This window comes from Actinomycetospora termitidis (assembly GCF_030286555.1).
GTDB lineage: Bacteria > Actinomycetota > Actinomycetes > Mycobacteriales > Pseudonocardiaceae > Actinomycetospora > Actinomycetospora termitidis.
The window spans coordinates 132,125-147,230 of sequence record NZ_JASVWF010000009.1; the positions used below are offsets into that span (position 1 = coordinate 132,125).

Here is a 15,106-nt window from a genome sequence, read left to right on the forward strand (position 1 = left end):
GTGCACCTATCCGCGCGGAGGGGCACCTGTGACGTGCGACCGACGTCGGGTCTAGGTTGAGGGAACAACTGTTCGCTTGTGAACGGAGTTCTCGTGAAGATCGGAATGGCCGTGCTGCGGCTCGTGGTGGGCCTGCTGTTCGTGGGTCACGGCATGCAGAAGCTCGCGGGGTGGTTCGGCGGCGGCGGCATCCAGGGCACGGCGCAGGGCTTCGAGGGCATGGGCCTGCGGCCGGGTCGCGACAACGCGGTCGCCGCCGGTGTCTCGGAGGCGGGCGGCGGTGCCCTCCTGGCCGCCGGTCTCGCGACGCCCCTCGCCACGACGATGATCTCCGGGGCGATGGGCTCGGCGATCTACCACGTGCACAAGCCCAACGGCCCCTGGGTGACGCAGGGCGGCTGGGAGTACAACGCCGTCCTGACGGCGGCCGTCTTCGCCGTCGCCGCGGCCGGCCCCGGGGAGCTGTCGCTGGACCACGCCCTCGGCATCGAGCGCTCCGGCCCGGCGATCGCCCTGGCCGCCCTCGGCGCCGGGCTCCTCGGCTCGGCGGGCGTGGCGGCGCGCGCGAAGGCGCTGGCCTAGATTCCGGGGCCCGGGGACCGGCCGACGTCGGTCCCCGCCCCGTGATCGATGGAGGAGAGCCCGTGGAGCTGTTCGACCTGACCGGCAGGGTCGCCGTGGTCACCGGGGGCACCCGGGGGATCGGGCTGATGATCGCGCGCGGACTGCTCGACGCCGGGGCGCGGGTCTACGTCAGCTCACGCAAGGCCGCGGCGGGCGACGACGCGGTGCGCGAGCTCGCGCCGCACGGCGACGTCGTCTCGATCCCGGCCGACGTCTCCACCGAGGACGAGTGCCTCCGGCTGGCGGCCTCCGTGCGCGAGCGCGAGCCCGCGGTGCACGTGCTGGTCAACAACGCCGGCGCCACCTGGGGCGCGCCGCTCGAGGAGTTCCCCGCCGCGGCGTGGGACAAGGTCCTCGACCTCAACCTCAAGGCCCCGTTCTTCCTGACGAGGGCCTTCCTCCCGCTGCTCGAGGCGTCCGGGGCCGCGGAGGAGACGGCGAGCGTGATCAACGTCGGGAGCATCGACGGCCTGCGCGTGACCCCGCTGCCGACCTACCCGTACTCGGCGTCGAAGGCCGGCGTCCACCAGCTGACCCGCGTCCTCGCGGCCGAGCTGGGCCCGCGGAACGTCCGCGTCAACGCGATCGCCCCCGGACCGTTCGAGTCGAAGATGATGGCGCAGACGCTCGCCGAGCGCGGCGACGAGATCGCAGCCAATTCGGTGCTCGGCCGGATCGGACGGCCCGACGACATGGCGGGCGCCGCGGTGTTCCTCGCCTCGCGGGCGAGCGCCTACGTCACGGGCGCGGTCCTCCCGGTCGACGGCGGGATCTGGGCCGCGCACTGAACCACGGAATGCCCGGGCGTTCCTGTTGCCGCGCGTCCACCATGGAGGTGTGAGAGCGCGCGAGGGGGCGCAGGCCTACCGGGAGGTGCTCGCCCAGCCGGGGCTCCGGGGGCTCTACGCGATCGGGTTCGCGGCACGGGTCCCGCTGAGCGCGACCGGGACGGTCCTCACCCTCCATGTCGCCGTCGGGCTCGATCGCGGGTTCGCGGCCGCGGGCCTGGTCGGCGGCGCGGTCACGCTGGGCACCGCGCTCGGCGCGCCGTGGCTGGGCCGGCTGATCGACCGGGTCGGTCTCCGGCCGGTCCTGCTGCTCTGCGGGCTCTCCGAGGTCGTGTTCTGGTCCCTGGCCCCGTTCCTCGGCGTCACGGTGCTCGTGGTGACGGCGTTCGTGGCCGGAGCGCTCGCGCTGCCGGCCTTCTCGGTGGTCCGGCAGTCGCTCGGGGCCGTGGTGCCGGAGGTCCGGCGTCGGCCCGCGTTCGCGTTGGACGCGATGTCGTCCGAGGTGTCGTTCATCGCCGGCCCGGCCCTCGGGACGGGGGCGGTGCTCGCCCTGCCCTCGACGGTCGCCCTGTGGCTGGTCGGCGTGGGCTTCGTCCTCGCGACGGCAGGTCTGTGGTGGCTGAACCCGCCGACGCGCCACGACGGGCGGCCGCCCGGTCGGGAGGCGCCGTCGATGCGCCACTGGCTCGGCGCGCCGATGGTCGTCGCACTGCTCGGTGCGGTCGCGGCCGTCCTGCTCCTCTCGGCCACCGAACTCGCCGTCGTCGCCGCGCTGACCGCGCGCGGGGAGACCGGGTGGTTCGCACTGGCGAACACGGTCTGGTGCCTGACGTCCCTGGTCGGCGGCTTCCTCTACGGCATCGCCGCCCGCCCGCCCGCACTCCCGACGCTGCTCGCGGCCCTCGCCGTCGGGACGATCCCGGTCGCCTTCGGCGGGCCGTGGTGGCTCGTGACGGTGCTCGTCGTGCCCGCCGGGGCGTTCTGTGCGCCGGCGCTGTCGTCGGCGGCCGAGGCGGTCGGGCGGCTGGCGCCCGACGGTGCCCGTGGGGTCGCGACCGGGCTCCACGGCTCGGCGATCATGCTCGGCGCCGCGCTGGCCCAGCCCCTGACCGGCCTCCTCATCGACCGGGTGTCCCCGACAGCGGCCCTGCTCGCCGCGGTCGGCATCTGCCTGCTCGTCGCGGCGGGGGCTGCGGTCGGACTCCGTTCCGACCGTCAGATCGCGTCGCCGTAGATCCGCTCGACGGTCATCGTCATGAGCACGCGGCGGTCCGCGACCATCGTGGCGCGGTAGTCGTCCCAGTCGGGGTGCTCGCCGGCCGCGGCGCGGTAGTAGGCCACGAGGGCCTCGACCTCCGGGCCGTGCGGATCGGAGCCGGGTCCCGTGAGCGTCACCGGGCCCTCCGCGGTGGCCCACGACCGGCCGTCGGGCGCCGTCACCTCGACCGCCGCCCGTGGGTCGCGCCGCAGGTTGGCGGTCTTGGCCCGGCCCTCCGTCATCGAGACCTGCAGGGTGCCGGCCTCCGGGTCGTAGAACGGCTGGACGGGGGAGAGCTGGGGGAGCCCGTCGCGCTTGATCGTGGCGAGGACGCCGAGGCGGCTGGACGCGAGGAGGGCGCGGTGGTCGGCCATGGCGGCGATCCTGCCGGTTCGGGGCGCCGCAGGAACGGGAAATCCTCCCGGCCATGCCCCTCCTCGACCGCGAACGCTGCGACACGCTGGTCCTGGCCGCCCTCGAAGCGGCCGACCGGAACGGCGACGAGATCCTCCGGCACCTGGAGCGCACGACCGGACGGCTGCCACGGCCCTCCGTCCGACAGGTGTACACGACGCTGCACCGGTTGGAACGCAATCGTCTCGTCGCCCGCTCACGCGGCGACGGACGACGCCGGCGCCTCACCGACACCGGGCTCCGCGTGCTCCGCGCCCGGGTCGCGGCGGCCCAGGCCTACGGCTCGGCGCTGAAGGTCGTCACCGCCTCCTGACCCCCTTCCCGACGGCGGGTCGGTGCGGGTCGCGCGTCGAGTGCGACGTGGGGCAGGTCCGCGGGCGCCGATTCCTGCCTGATGTCACTCTCGCCCGGGGCGCCGGGAGCGGGCCGCCCGCGAGCGCGACATGACGCATGGTGGCGGGCCGGCGTTCCTGCGTGGTGTCACTCTCGGCGCGCGTGCTCCCGTCGACCGGGTCCGGCCCCGCACTCGCGCGGCGGGCCGGCTCGCGGTGGACCGTGTGCATGGAGCAACGGGCTGTGCGATGACGCAACAGCGTCAACCGACCGAGTCGTGGGGACGCGGACCGCCAGCTCGTGATCAGCGCGAATCGTGTGCGGGACGCAACGCCGACCGCGGGCCAGTCGGCCGGCTCCGGCCGTGTGCGGGGCGCAACGCCGACCGCGGGCCAGTCGGCCGGCTCCGGCCGTGTGCGCAGCGCAACGCCTGCCGCGGGCCAGTCGGCCGGCTCCGGCCGTGTGCGGGACGCAACGCCGATCGCGGGCCAGTCGACCGGAGCCGCTCAGGACGAGGCGCCGGACATTCCCCCGCTCAGGGCCTCGTCGAGGGTGCGGAAGACGTAGCTCGGAGAGGCGGTCGGGTCGGGCGTCCATGCCGGCGGCCCCGGAACGCGCTCGCTCGGCGCCACGCTCTCCGGCCCGTACTCGAAGAGCCACCAGAGGGTGTCCCACGGGTCGCGGAGCCGGGCGAGGCGTTGCCCGCCGTGGAAGGGCGTCGGCTCGGTGATCACCTCGGCGCCACGGGACCGGGCCAGCGCCACGGGACCGTCCAGGCCCGCCACGTACACCTGCAGCAACGCCGGGGCCGGGCGCCAGTGCGGCTTCGTGTCGGCCAGCATGACCGTCGAGTCGCCCACCCGGACCTCGGCGTGGATGAGGAGGCCGTCCGCGTCCGGGGTCCGGGCGGCCGCGGTCTCGGCCCCGCCGAACACCTCGCACAGGAACCGGATGTATTCGTCCGCTCCCCGGACCAGGACGAAAGGGTTCACCGTGCCGTAGCCGGGTGGGAGCGCGGTGCCGGTGAGGAGGCTCATGGCCCCAGCCTCCCGCTCGACCCGGCCACCTTTGGTCCTGTTCAGGCCACGGGAGCGTCGTCCAGCACCTCGGCCGGCGGACCCACCCGCTCGACCCGCCCGTCGCGCAGCACCACCACGGTGTCGGCCACCTCGCGGGCGAACGCGATCTCGTGGGTGACCACGACCATCGTCGTGCCCCGCTCCGCCAGATCCCGCAGCACGGCGAGGACCTCCCCGACGAGCGCCGGGTCGAGGGCGGACGTCGGCTCGTCGAACAGCATCAGGGTCGGGTCCATCGCCAGCGCCCGGGCGATCGCGACCCGCTGCTGCTGCCCGCCGGAGAGCTGGCGCGGGTAGGCGTCCTCGCGGCCGTCCAGCCCGACGCGGGCCAGCAGCGCCCGCCCCCGCTCCTCGGCGTCGCGACGGGACCGGCCGAGCACCCCGATCGGCGCCTCGACGACGTTCGCGAGCGCCGTCATGTGTCCGAACAGCTGGAACTGCTGGAACACCATCCCGATCCGCCGCCGCTGGGCCGCGATCGTGCGCTCCGGCAGCTCGCGCAGCACCTCCCCGTCCCGGCGGTAGGCGATCAACGAGCCGTCCACGGAGATCGTCCCGGCGTCCGGGGTCTCGAGGTGGTTGATGCAGCGCAGCAGCGTCGACTTCCCCGAGCCGCTGGGCCCGACGATCACGGTCACCGACCCGGCGTCGACGGACAGGTCCACCCCGTCGAGCACGGTCGTCGTCCCGAAGGCCTTCGTCAGGCCGCGGATCTCGAGCAGGCTCATCGGACGACCTTCCGCAGCCGCTGCAGGGGAGTGGGCGGCAGCGTCCGCTCCGCCCCGCGCGCGTAGTACCGCTCCACGTAGTACTGCCCGACCGAGAGCACCGACGTCAGGATCACGTACCAGACCGTCGCCACCAGCAGCAGCGGGATGATCTCGTAGGTGCGGTTGTAGATCGTCTGCACCGAGTACAGCAGGTCGGTCACCGCGATCACGGAGACGATCGAGGTGCCCTTCAGCGTCCCGATCACCATGTTGCCGGTCGCCGGGATGATCGAGCGCATCGCCTGGGGCAGCACGATCCGGCGCAGCACCCGGGCGCGGGTCATGCCCAGCGCGACCGCGGCCTCGGACTGTCCCGCGTCCACCGACAGGATGCCGCCGCGCACGATCTCGGCCGCGTAGGCCGCCTCGTGCAGGATCAGCCCGAGCAGAGCGGCCACGAGGACGCTGATCAGGTTCACCGACTCGACCGAGAAGAACGTCGGCCCGAACGGGATCCCGAGCGAGAGCTGCGGGTAGAGGGCGCCGACGTTGTACCAGAACAGCAGCTGCACCAGCAGCGGCGTCGAGCGGAACAACCACACGTAGCCCCAGCTCACCGACGACAGCACCGGGTTGCCGGACAGGCGCATCGCCGCGAGCCCGATCCCGAGGACGAAGCCGACGACGGTCGTCGCGAACGTCAGCAGCAGGGTCGTGCCCAGGCCGCGCAGGACCGCCGTCGTGAACAGGTACTGCCCGACGGTCGACCAGCCGAAGGCCGGGTTGAGTGCCACGGAGCGCAGGGCCCAGACGACGAGCACGACGACGACGGCGGCCCACACCCAGCGCCCGACGTGCCGGGAACCGACGGTGCGTGGTGGTGGCGATCCCGACGACGGGTCGGTCGTGATCTCGGGCGCGAGGGAGGTCATGGGTGTGCTCCGGTGGCAGACGTCTCGGATGCACCCGCGTCCCTCAACGCCGGCGTCCGCACGGTACGACGGCCGTACGCGCTGCGTCGAGACGGACGCGCCGCGTCACATCGACCTTGACCGTGTCCGCCCCGGGTGGTTCTGTCCTGTCCATGGCACCCGGCGGCACGCTCGTCACGCGTGAGCACGTCGACCTGTGCCGTGTGTGGTCCTCCGCCTGTCGCTGAGCGTCTCCGCAGCTCACCGCCGCAGCAGGACCCACCCCTCGGCGCGTCCCACCGCGTCGGGTCCTCCGCTCGGCTCCACCTCCCTGAGTGACAGGACCTCGTCATGTCCCGTGCCGTGCTGCCGGCGCTGGTCGCCCTCGTGGGCGTGCTGCTGGCCGGGTGTGCGTCCCCGCTCGACGACGCCGACGCCGGCGTCCCGCGCGAGGACGTCACGGCGGCCGTGGCCGCGGACCCCGCGGCGGTCGCCCTGCTGCCGGACGACGTCCGGACGGCGGGCGTGCTGTCGGTCGGCGCGAGCGTGTCCGCCCCGCCGAGCGCGTTCCACCTCGCCGACGGGGTCACGACGACGGGTCAGGACATCGACATGACCGAGGCGGTGGCTCGGACCCTGGGCCTGCGGGTGCAGCGCACCGAGTCGACGTTCGACGGGATCGTGCCCGGCCTGACCAGCGGCAAGTTCGACGTCGGCACCGGCAACTTCGCGGTGACCGAGGCGCGCAAGAAGCAGGTCAGCTTCGTGACCTACATCAACGACGGGCAGGGCTTCGCCGTGCGCGCCGACGACCCGCAGCCGCCCATCCGCGACCTGGTCGAACTCTGCGGCCGCACGGTGTCCGTCCTGACCGGCTCCACCTTCGAGTCCACCCTGGCCAAGGCCCAGCCGCGATGTAGCCAGGCGGGCCGACCGGCCATCGAGGTCCGCAGCTACCCCGACGGTGCGACGACGGGTCTCGCACTCGCCCAGCGCCGCGCCGACGTCACGATGAGCACGATCAACGGCCTGCGCTACCTCGTGTCCCAGCAGCCCCGGCTGCGGTTCGTGGGGGAGTACCGCCGGCTCGACGTCGGGTTCGCCCTCGCGAAGGACTCGCCGCTGATCCCGGCCGTGCAGGCGGCCGTCACGAGGCTCATGGCCGACGGCACCTACGCCCGGATCCTCGCCAAGTGGGGCACCTCGCCCTCCGCGCTGCGCACCTCCCAGGTCGACCCGCCCGAACCGGTTTGACCCCACCCCTCCTCCGCTTCCCGGGAGACACCTGTGTCCTTCACCCCCCGTGGCGCCGCGGTCGCCACGTTCCTGACCCATCTCGACGCCGTCGTCCAGCGCGAGGTGTCGGCGGTCGATGCCGGCGCCGGGCGCTGGGAGATCGAGGCCGAGCGCATCGCGGCCGAGGTCGCCGGCTCGCTCGCCCTGCTGCGTACCGAGCTCCAGCGCCACCGCACCGCCTTCGCCGAGTAACCACCACCACCCGACGTCAGGAAGGCATCACCATGACCGAGCCCGCCCCGCCCGCCCCGGCCCCGGAGCCGCGTCCCACCGGTCTCGCCCGCCTCGGCGCGGACTGGATCGCGGTGATCGTCGCCGGGGCCCTCGTCCTGCTCGCGGGCCTGGGCCTGCTCCCGACGATCCCGTTCCTCATCAAGTGACCACCGAGACCGCCGAGACCTCCCCGACGGCGCCGTCGGGGCTGGTCCGGGCGATTCCCGGCATCCTGCTGCTGGTGGTGATCGGGGTCGTCGGCGTGGCGCTGCAGGCCGGCGTCCGCGAGCTCGGCGCGGCCACCGGCACGCGGCTGCCCGACGTCGAGTACGTCCTGTGGGCGATCCTGCTCGGGCTGCTCGTGCGGAACACGATCGGCGTCGCGCCGGTGTTCCGACCTGGCGTCGCCAGCTACGAGTTCTGGCTCAAGATCGGGATCGTGCTGCTGGGCGCGCGCTACCTGCTGGGCGACCTGGTGAAGCTGGGCGGGCTGTCGTTCGTCCTGATCCTGATCGACATGGCCGTCGCGACGACGGTGATCCTGCTGATCGGCCGGTGGCTCGGCCTGGGCGGGAAGCTCTCGTCGCTCCTCGCGATCGGCACCTCCATCTGCGGCGTGTCCGCGATCATCGCCGGCCGCGGCGCGATCGGGGCCGACGACGAGGACTCCGGCTACTCGATCGCCGCGATCCTCGCGCTCGGCGCGGTGGCGCTGTTCAGCTTCCCCGCGATCGGGCACCTGCTCCAGCTCTCCGACCTCCAGTTCGGGCTCTGGGCGGGACTCGCGGTGGACAACACCGCGGAGACCACGGCCACCGGCGCCGCGTACTCGCCCGCGGCGCAGGACGTGGCCGTCGCGGTGAAGAACACGCGCAACGCGCTGATCGGCGTCGTCGTGCTCGGGTACGCCGCCTATTGGGCCACCCGGGGCGGCCGGGCGATCGCGAGCACCGGCCGCGAGCGGGCCGTCTTCGTCTGGGCGACCTTCCCGAAGTTCGTCCTGGGTTTCCTCGCGGTCGCGGCGCTCGGGACGATCGGGTTCTTCTCCGGCGCCGACAAGACGAGCCTCGGCAACCTGTCGAAGTGGGCGTTCCTGCTCTGCTTCGCCGGAGTGGGGCTGAACTTCGACCTGCGGGCACTGTCCCGCAGCGGCTGGCGCCCGCTGATCGTGGCGGCCGCGGGCCTCGTCGTGGTCGCCGCCTGCTCGCTGGGGCTCGTCCTGATCGCCTCGCCCGCGCTGGGCGCCGCTCCGTGACCCTCCGTCCGGACAGTCACCGACATCACGTCGGTGGCCCCCACGACCGGGGCATGGCAGGCTCAGTACCCGTGACCTCCGCCGCCGACGTGCGCCTCGTGGCCCGCCGCCACGTGGACTTCGGCCGCGTGTACAGCTGCGCCTGTCTCTCCTCCTGACACACCCGCGCGACCCGCCGTCGGATTCCCGACGGCGGGTCGAACGCGGGTGGGACGCGCCGGATCACCCCGTCAGCCGACCCCGCCGCCGAGCGCGGGGCCTCCTCAGGAGAACCACCACCCGTGTCCCCTCACCGTCGGCGCACCCTGCCTGCCGTCGTCATCACCCTCCTCGCCGCCGCCCTGGCCCTCGCCGGCTGCTCCCGCGCGCAGGAGTCCACCAGCACCCCCGCCGCCGACGCGGGGCCCGCGCCGGAGCTGCGTCTCGGGTACTTTCCGAACATCACCCACGCCGGTGCCCTGATCGGCGTGCAGAACGGGCTCTTCGCCCAGCAGCTCGGTCAGACGAAGCTCTCCACGCAGACCTTCAACGCCGGGCCGGAGGAGACCAGCGCGCTCTTCGGCAACTCGATCGACCTCGGCTTCATCGGCTCGGGTCCCGCGATCAACGCCTACAAGCAGAACCCCGAGGGCGTGCGCGTCATCGCCGGCGCGACGTCGGGTGGGGCCCAGCTGGTCGTCCGACCGGGCATCACGAACCCGCAGCAGCTCCTGGGCAAGAAGATCGCGACGCCGCAGCTGGCGAACACGCAGGACATCGCGCTGAAGAAGTGGCTCAAGGACAACAACCTTCCGGCCGGCACCGGGCCGGGCGCCGTCGAGGTCGTCAACATCGACAACGCCCGCGCGCTGGACGCCTACAAGACCGGCCAGCTCGACGGCGGGTGGCTGCCGGAGCCCTTCGCGTCCCGCTTCGTGCTCGAGGGCGGCGCCACGGCGCTGCTCGACGAGAAGACCCTGTGGCCGAACGGGCAGTTCCCGACGACGGTCGTCATCGCACGCACCGACTACGTCGCGCAGCACCCGAGCACCGTCGCCGCGTTCCTCAAGGGCCTCGTCGCCGCCGAGGACCTCGCGCGGACCGACCCGAACGCCGCCAAGACCGCCGCGAACGCCGGACTCGGCGCCTCGGGCAGCAAGCCGCTCGCGCAGAACGTGCTCGACCGCGCGTGGGACGACGTGCAGCTCAACCCCGACCCCCTGGCGGGCACCTTCCCGACCCTGGCGCAGAACGCCGTCGCAGCAGGGACGGCGCAGTCGGCCACCGACGTCAAGGGCCTCTTCGCCCTCGGCCCGCTCAACGAAGCGCTGCAGGCCGCCGGACGACCGACCGTCGACCCGGCCGGTCTCGACACCAAGTAGTCCTTCCTCGAGGAGCATCACCATGACCGCCACGCTCGAGCGCTCCACCCCGGACCCGCGGACCGGACCTCCCGCGCTGGACGTCCGCGGCGTCTCGAAGGTCTTCGGCAGCGGGACCGACGCCGTCGTCGCCCTCGACGGGGTCGACCTGTCGGTCGCGCCGGGGGAGTTCGTCTGCCTCCTCGGTGCCTCGGGCTGTGGCAAGTCGACGCTGCTCAACCTGGTCGCCGGCCTCGACCGGCCCACGAGCGGCACCGTCGAGACCTCCGCGGCGCGGCCGGCCGTGATGTTCCAGGAGGCGGCCCTGCTGCCGTGGCTGGACGCCGGGCGCAACGTCGAGCTGCCGCTGCGCCTGGCCGGGATCGGCCGGTCGGCGCGGCGGGAGCGCGCCCACGAGCTGCTCGCCCTCGTGCGGCTGGAGGGTCAGGCGGACAAGCGTCCGCACGAGCTCTCCGGCGGCATGCGGCAGCGCGTCGCCCTCGCTCGGGCGCTGGCCGCGGCAACGGGGCTCGGTGAGGGCGGGACGACCCGGCACGAGCCGGGCGTGCTGCTCATGGACGAGCCGTTCGGGGCGCTCGACGCCATCACGCGCGACGTCCTGCAGGCCGAGCTGCTGCGGGTGTGGGAGGCGACCGGCACGACCGTGCTGTTCGTGACCCACGACGTGCGCGAGTCGGTCCGCCTCGCCGAGCGGGTCGTCCTGCTCTCGTCGCGGCCCGGCCGGGTCGTCCGGGAGTGGGCCACCGCCTCGGACAGCGACCCCGAGGAGCTGCACGGGGACATCACCGGTGAGCTCCGAGAGGTGATCTCGGCCCATGCCCGCTGACACGACCACCGACGAACAGCGGCCGGGCACACCCGACGACGCCGCCGACGTCGGGCGGGGTCTCGACGCCCTCGACACGCCCACCGAGCAGCGCACCCCGCTGTGGAAGCGGTTCCTCACCGGCGTGGTGCCGCCGATCGTCGCGGTCGTGCTGTTCGTCGTCGTCTGGCAGATCCTGTGGGCCTCGGCGATCTGGCCGGAGTTCAAGCTGCCCTCACCGCAGGCGGTGTTCGGGCAGATCGGCACACAGCTCGCCGACGGGCAGGCGCTGTCGATCATCTGGACCTCGATCAGCCGCGCGGTGCTCGGCTTCCTGCTGGCCGTGGTGATCGCGACCCCGATCGGCCTGCTGGTCGCGACGGTGCCGCTGGTCCGGTCCGCGATCGGCCCGATCCTCACCGGGCTGCAGAGCCTGCCGTCGGTGGCGTGGGTGCCGGCCGCGGTGCTGTGGTTCGGGCTGAACGACCAGACGATCTATTTCGTCGTCCTCATGGGCGCGGTGCCCTCGATCGCGAACGGGCTCGTCTCCGGCATCGACCAGGTCCCGCCGCTGCTGCCGCGGGTCGGGTTCGCGATGGGCGCCAGCCGGTCCCAGTCCGCGCGGTTGATCATGCTGCCCGCCGCCCTGCCCGGGTTCCTCGGCGGGCTCAAGCAGGGCTGGGCGTTCGCGTGGCGTTCGCTGATGGCCGCCGAGATCATCGCGACCTCGCCCAGCCTCGGGTTCGGCCTGGGCGCCTACCTCAACCAGGGGCAGTCGCTCTCGGACATGTCCTCGGTGATGGCGGCGATCCTGCTCATCCTCGTCGTCGGCATCGGCGTCGAGCTGATCTTCTTCCGACCGGCCGAGCTGCGCGTCCTGCGGGCGCGGGGCCTCGCGACGGGGCCGTGAGCGAGGTGGCGGGTCTGACCCGGCGACGGCACGTGGACCACGGGTGGGTGGGCAGCGCGCTCTGTCGCTGACGGCACCGGAGAGTCCGTCCCCCTGACGAGGAGCCGTCGTGTCCACCATCGTCCACCCGTCCTCCGTGCCCTGCACCGGTGGCGCCACCGTCTGGTTGACCGGCCTGCCCAGCGCCGGGAAGTCCACCGTCGCGATCGGCGTCGCAGAGCAGTTGCGGGTCGAGCGCTGCGGCGTCGAGGTCCTCGACGGGGACGTCATCCGCACCAACCTCTCCAAGGGCCTCGGCTACAGCCGCGAGGACCGGGCGGTGAACATCCGCCGTATCGGCTTCGTGTCCGGTCTGCTGGCTCGCAACGGGGTGGTGGTGCTGGTCGCCTCCATCGCGCCGCACGCCGACGTCCGCGACCAGGTCCGCGCCGACCACGACGACCTCGGCGTCCCCTACGTCGAGGTGCACCTCTCGACCCCGGTGGAGGTCACCGCGCAGCGGGACGTCAAGGGCCTTTACGCCAAGCACCGGGCGGGCGAGATCACCGGGCTGACCGGCGTCGACGACGCCTACGAGGTCCCCGAGCACCCGGATCTGGTCCTGCCCACCCACGAGCAGTCGGTCGACGAGTCCGTGGCCGCCCTCGTCGACCACCTGGTCGCCCGGGGGATCCTGGAGCGTCCGCATCCGGGCCTGCGCGACGCCGACCGTCGCCAGGCCGTCTGAGAAGGAGGAGCTCCCCCGTGAGCCACATCGACCGCACCGGCGCCCCGCTGCCCGACGGGACGTCCGCCGTCGTCGTCGTCCCGCCGCCGGACGGCCGGCCCGGCACCTGGGCCGGCGCGCCGAGCGCGGTGCGGCACGACGGGTCGGTGTACCTGGCCTACCGGCTGCGCCGGCCGGAGGGGGAGGGGCGCGGGTACGCGAACGTCGTCGCCCGGTCCGAGGACGGGGTCTCCTTCGAGGTGCTCGCCGTCGTCGAGAAGGAGCGCTTCGGCGCCGAGTCGCTGGAACGGCCCGCGCTCGTCGTGACGCCGGCCGGGCGCTGGCGGCTCTACGTCAGCTGTGCGACGCCCGGCACGAAGCACTGGTGGGTCGAGCTGCTCGAGGCCGACACTCCCGAGGCGCTCGCCACCGCACCGTCGGTGACGGTGCTGCCCGGCTCGGACTCCCTCGCCGTCAAGGACCCCGTGGTGCAGTCCCACGGCGGGCTCTGGCACCTGTGGGCGTCGGTGCACCCGCTCGACGACCCGGACGCCACGGACCGCATGACCACCGAGCACGCCACCAGCCCCGACGGCGTCGCGTGGACCTGGCAGGGCACGGCGCTCGCGCCGCGGCCGGGGGAGTGGGATGCGCGTGGGGTGCGGATCAGCAGCGTGGTCGACCTCGGTGACCGCCTCGTCGCGCTCTACGACGGCCGCGCGACCGCGGGGGAGAACTGGGAGGAGCGGACCGGAGTCGCCGTTCAGGTTCCGGACGGCGGGTTCGGGCGGTTCCGGGGCGAGGGTTCCGACCCGGCGGCCGAGGCGCCCGGTGTAGGAGGCCTGCGCTACGTCCACGTGCTGCCCCTGCCCGGCGGCGAGTACCGCCTGTACTACGAGGTCACACGGGCCGACGGGGCGCACGAGCTGCGGACGGAACTGGCCCACGCCTTGGTGGGAGCGACCTAGTGGCGCTCCCGGACTTCCTGCTCCTCGGCGCCCCCAAGTGCGGCACGTCCGCGCTGCACCGGGCGCTGCAGGGGCACCCACGGCTGTTCCTGCCTGAGGTGAAGGAGCCGAAGTTCTTCCTCACCGACGGTCCGCCGCCCACCAGCGGCGGAGGGCCCGGGGACGTGGCCACCTGGGGCGAGCACGTGTGGCGCCGGGAAGACTACGAGGCGCTGTTCGACCCCGCGCCGCCCGGCGCGCTGCGCGGTGAGGGCACCGTCTTCTACCTCTACGACACCGACGCCCAGCAGCGGATCCGGGACCTGGTCCCGCGGGCGAGGCTGGTCGCGGTACTCCGCGACCCCGTCGAGCGCGCACACTCGAACTGGTCGCACCTGCGCGACGCCGGCCTCGAGCCGGAGACCGACTTCCTCACGGCGTGCCGGCTCGAACCCGAGCGCCGGGCGGCGGGCTGGGCCCACTTCTGGCACTTCGTCTCGGCGGGCCGCTACGGCGAGCAGGTCGAGGCGCTCTACTCGCGGTTCGACCCGGAGCAGGTGCTGTTGCTGCGCTACCGCTCGCTGCGCGACTCCCCGGCGTGCACGGCCGACCGGGTCTGCGCGTTCCTCGGCGTGGAGACCGGGGTCGTCCGCGGGGTACCGCGCCACCACGTGCGCCCCGACGTGCACGGACGCTCGTCCGGGCTCTCCGCGGAGGAGCGGGCGGTGGCGCTGGAGTGGTTCGCCGACGACGTGGCCCACCTCGAGAAGCTGACGGGCTGGAACCTCACCGACTGGCGGCGCTGATGGCGGACCCGCGGTGGTTCCTCGCCCGGGAGCGCACGGTGCTGTCGCGGCTGCGATTCTCGCTGGCGTTCTCGCTGGCCGCGATCGCGATCGCCGTGCTGGTCCCGCCGCAGGTGCCGACGCCGGTCGTCGTCGTATCGGGCGGGCTCTGCGCGCTGGCCGGGTTGGGCTCCGCCCTGGCGATCTTCCGTTCCTGACGACGGGTGCGGCACGATCACGGTGATCGAACCGTCCGACACCAGGAGTGAGCCGTGCCGCGTCCGTACGCCAGTGGAGTCGTCGCCGCGCCCGTCGACCAGGTCTGGGCCCAGCTGCGCGCCTTCAACGACCTGCCGTCGTGGCACCCGGCCCTGAGCCACAGCGAGCTCGTCGAGGGCGTCGACGGGCAGGTCGGGGCGGTGCGCCGGCTGACCATGGCGGCCGGCGGGGACCCCTTCGACGAGCGGCTGATCACCCTCGACGACACGAACCGCACCCTGACCTACACCTTCGCCGGCGCGAACCCGTTCGGGGTCCGCCGGTACCTGTCGACGGTGCGGGTCTGCCCGGTCACCGACACGGGCGAGTCCTTCGTCGAGTGGTGGGCGGAGTACGACGCCGACGCGAGCCAGGAGGAGGAGCTGAACCGCACCTTCGCGGACGGTGTCTTCGGCACCGGCATCCGCGAGCTGCGCGACGCACTCGCCTGAC

At 73.5% G+C, this 15,106-nt stretch carries 20 protein-coding genes; 16 read left to right on the forward strand and 4 right to left on the reverse strand.

Annotation, left to right across the window (positions count from 1 at the left end):
- The first annotated feature begins 93 nt into the window (after positions 1 to 93).
- From QRT03_RS29045 to QRT03_RS29055, 3 genes are all read left to right on the forward strand, one after another.
- On the forward strand, positions 94 to 582 hold the full coding sequence (locus QRT03_RS29045) for a DoxX family protein (RefSeq protein WP_286056652.1): 489 nt from the start codon (positions 94 to 96) through the stop codon (positions 580 to 582).
- Between the two features lie 62 nt (positions 583 to 644).
- Positions 645 to 1,412, forward strand: a complete 768-nt coding sequence (locus QRT03_RS29050) for a glucose 1-dehydrogenase (protein WP_286056653.1) — start codon at positions 645 to 647, stop codon at positions 1,410 to 1,412.
- 49 nt (positions 1,413 to 1,461) lie between these two features.
- A complete protein-coding gene (locus QRT03_RS29055) occupies positions 1,462 to 2,646 on the forward strand; it encodes an MFS transporter (protein WP_286056654.1) in 1,185 nt (394 codons plus the stop codon).
- On the opposite strand, the gene QRT03_RS29060 is transcribed toward QRT03_RS29055, so the two are convergent.
- Positions 2,628 to 3,044 carry a PPOX class F420-dependent oxidoreductase gene (locus QRT03_RS29060; protein ID WP_286056655.1) on the reverse strand — a complete coding sequence of 139 codons (417 nt, stop codon included), beginning with the start codon at positions 3,042 to 3,044 and terminating at the stop codon, positions 2,628 to 2,630. The two genes, QRT03_RS29055 and QRT03_RS29060, sit on opposite strands and share 19 nt — an antisense overlap.
- A gap of 53 nt (positions 3,045 to 3,097) precedes the next feature.
- Here QRT03_RS29060 and QRT03_RS29065 point away from each other — a divergent pair, with 53 nt between their 5' ends.
- Positions 3,098 to 3,397, forward strand: coding sequence for a PadR family transcriptional regulator (locus QRT03_RS29065; RefSeq protein WP_286056656.1), 300 nt, complete (start codon positions 3,098 to 3,100; stop codon positions 3,395 to 3,397).
- Positions 3,398 to 3,923: 526 nt separating this feature from the next.
- On the opposite strand, the gene QRT03_RS29070 is transcribed toward QRT03_RS29065, so the two are convergent.
- Genes QRT03_RS29070 through QRT03_RS29080 form a run of 3 tightly spaced genes read right to left on the reverse strand, consistent with a single transcriptional unit; the run spans position 3,924 to position 6,138 of the window.
- Positions 3,924 to 4,454 carry a VOC family protein gene (locus QRT03_RS29070; RefSeq protein ID WP_286056657.1) on the reverse strand — a complete coding sequence of 177 codons (531 nt, stop codon included), beginning with the start codon at positions 4,452 to 4,454 and terminating at the stop codon, positions 3,924 to 3,926.
- Positions 4,455 to 4,495: 41 nt separating this feature from the next.
- Positions 4,496 to 5,224: an amino acid ABC transporter ATP-binding protein gene (locus QRT03_RS29075; protein WP_286056658.1), complete on the reverse strand. Its 729-nt coding sequence runs from the start codon at positions 5,222 to 5,224 to the stop codon at positions 4,496 to 4,498.
- Positions 5,221 to 6,138, reverse strand: coding sequence for an amino acid ABC transporter permease (locus QRT03_RS29080; RefSeq protein WP_286056659.1), 918 nt, complete (start codon positions 6,136 to 6,138; stop codon positions 5,221 to 5,223). Before QRT03_RS29080 ends, QRT03_RS29075 begins: the two co-directional genes overlap by 4 nt.
- Positions 6,139 to 6,468: 330 nt before the next feature.
- On the opposite strand from QRT03_RS29080, the gene QRT03_RS29085 reads away from it, so the two are divergent.
- The 12 genes from QRT03_RS29085 (at position 6,469) to QRT03_RS29140 (ending at position 15,105) form a co-directional block, all read left to right on the forward strand.
- Positions 6,469 to 7,371 (forward strand): ABC transporter substrate-binding protein, encoded by a 903-nt coding sequence (locus tag QRT03_RS29085; protein ID WP_286056660.1) that lies wholly within the window; start codon positions 6,469 to 6,471, stop codon positions 7,369 to 7,371.
- A gap of 33 nt (positions 7,372 to 7,404) precedes the next feature.
- Entirely contained in the window at positions 7,405 to 7,605 is a 201-nt protein-coding gene (locus QRT03_RS29090) for a hypothetical protein (protein WP_286056661.1), read from the forward strand.
- A gap of 32 nt (positions 7,606 to 7,637) precedes the next feature.
- Positions 7,638 to 7,793: a hypothetical protein gene (locus QRT03_RS29095; protein ID WP_286056662.1), complete on the forward strand. Its 156-nt coding sequence runs from the start codon at positions 7,638 to 7,640 to the stop codon at positions 7,791 to 7,793.
- Positions 7,790 to 8,881 (forward strand): YeiH family protein, encoded by a 1,092-nt coding sequence (locus QRT03_RS29100; protein ID WP_286056663.1) that lies wholly within the window; start codon positions 7,790 to 7,792, stop codon positions 8,879 to 8,881. Before QRT03_RS29095 ends, QRT03_RS29100 begins: the two co-directional genes overlap by 4 nt.
- 281 nt (positions 8,882 to 9,162) lie before the next feature.
- The gene (locus tag QRT03_RS29105; protein ID WP_286056664.1) at positions 9,163 to 10,242 is read left to right on the forward strand and encodes an ABC transporter substrate-binding protein; all 1,080 of its coding nucleotides are present in this window, start codon (positions 9,163 to 9,165) and stop codon (positions 10,240 to 10,242) included.
- 22 nt (positions 10,243 to 10,264) lie between these two features.
- The gene (locus tag QRT03_RS29110) at positions 10,265 to 11,068 is read left to right on the forward strand and encodes an ABC transporter ATP-binding protein (RefSeq protein WP_286056665.1); all 804 of its coding nucleotides are present in this window, start codon (positions 10,265 to 10,267) and stop codon (positions 11,066 to 11,068) included.
- Positions 11,058 to 11,957: an ABC transporter permease gene (locus tag QRT03_RS29115; protein WP_286056666.1), complete on the forward strand. Its 900-nt coding sequence runs from the start codon at positions 11,058 to 11,060 to the stop codon at positions 11,955 to 11,957. The genes QRT03_RS29110 and QRT03_RS29115 overlap by 11 nt, the downstream gene beginning before the upstream one ends.
- A 109-nt stretch (positions 11,958 to 12,066) precedes the next feature.
- Positions 12,067 to 12,684: an adenylyl-sulfate kinase gene (gene cysC / locus QRT03_RS29120; RefSeq protein ID WP_286056667.1), complete on the forward strand. Its 618-nt coding sequence runs from the start codon at positions 12,067 to 12,069 to the stop codon at positions 12,682 to 12,684.
- A gap of 17 nt (positions 12,685 to 12,701) precedes the next feature.
- A complete protein-coding gene (locus QRT03_RS29125) occupies positions 12,702 to 13,631 on the forward strand; it encodes a glycoside hydrolase family protein (protein WP_286056668.1) in 930 nt (309 codons plus the stop codon).
- Positions 13,631 to 14,416, forward strand: a complete 786-nt coding sequence (locus QRT03_RS29130; RefSeq protein WP_286056669.1) for a sulfotransferase family protein — start codon at positions 13,631 to 13,633, stop codon at positions 14,414 to 14,416. Before QRT03_RS29125 ends, QRT03_RS29130 begins: the two co-directional genes overlap by 1 nt.
- Entirely contained in the window at positions 14,416 to 14,613 is a 198-nt protein-coding gene (locus QRT03_RS29135; protein ID WP_286056670.1) for a DUF202 domain-containing protein, read from the forward strand. The genes QRT03_RS29130 and QRT03_RS29135 overlap by 1 nt, the downstream gene beginning before the upstream one ends.
- Positions 14,614 to 14,667: 54 nt before the next feature.
- Entirely contained in the window at positions 14,668 to 15,105 is a 438-nt protein-coding gene (locus QRT03_RS29140) for an SRPBCC family protein (RefSeq protein WP_286056671.1), read from the forward strand.
- Position 15,106: the final 1 nt, after the last annotated feature.

Bases quoted from the DNA above. Each gene is read 5' to 3' on its own strand.
- QRT03_RS29075 (WP_286056658.1), bottom strand. From the start codon at position 5,224: ATGAGCCTGCTCGAGATCCGCGGCCTGACGAAGGCCTTCGGGACGACG.
- QRT03_RS29065 (WP_286056656.1), top strand. From the start codon at position 3,098: ATGCCCCTCCTCGACCGCGAACGCTGCGACACGCTGGTCCTGGCCGCC.
- QRT03_RS29110 (WP_286056665.1), top strand. From the start codon at position 10,265: ATGACCGCCACGCTCGAGCGCTCCACCCCGGACCCGCGGACCGGACCT.
- QRT03_RS29070 (WP_286056657.1), bottom strand. From the start codon at position 4,454: ATGAGCCTCCTCACCGGCACCGCGCTCCCACCCGGCTACGGCACGGTG.
- QRT03_RS29135 (WP_286056670.1), top strand. From the start codon at position 14,416: ATGGCGGACCCGCGGTGGTTCCTCGCCCGGGAGCGCACGGTGCTGTCG.
- QRT03_RS29060 (WP_286056655.1), bottom strand. From the start codon at position 3,044: ATGGCCGACCACCGCGCCCTCCTCGCGTCCAGCCGCCTCGGCGTCCTC.
- QRT03_RS29115 (WP_286056666.1), top strand. From the start codon at position 11,058: ATGCCCGCTGACACGACCACCGACGAACAGCGGCCGGGCACACCCGAC.
- QRT03_RS29085 (WP_286056660.1), top strand. From the start codon at position 6,469: ATGTCCCGTGCCGTGCTGCCGGCGCTGGTCGCCCTCGTGGGCGTGCTG.
- QRT03_RS29095 (WP_286056662.1), top strand. From the start codon at position 7,638: ATGACCGAGCCCGCCCCGCCCGCCCCGGCCCCGGAGCCGCGTCCCACC.
- QRT03_RS29080 (WP_286056659.1), bottom strand. From the start codon at position 6,138: ATGACCTCCCTCGCGCCCGAGATCACGACCGACCCGTCGTCGGGATCG.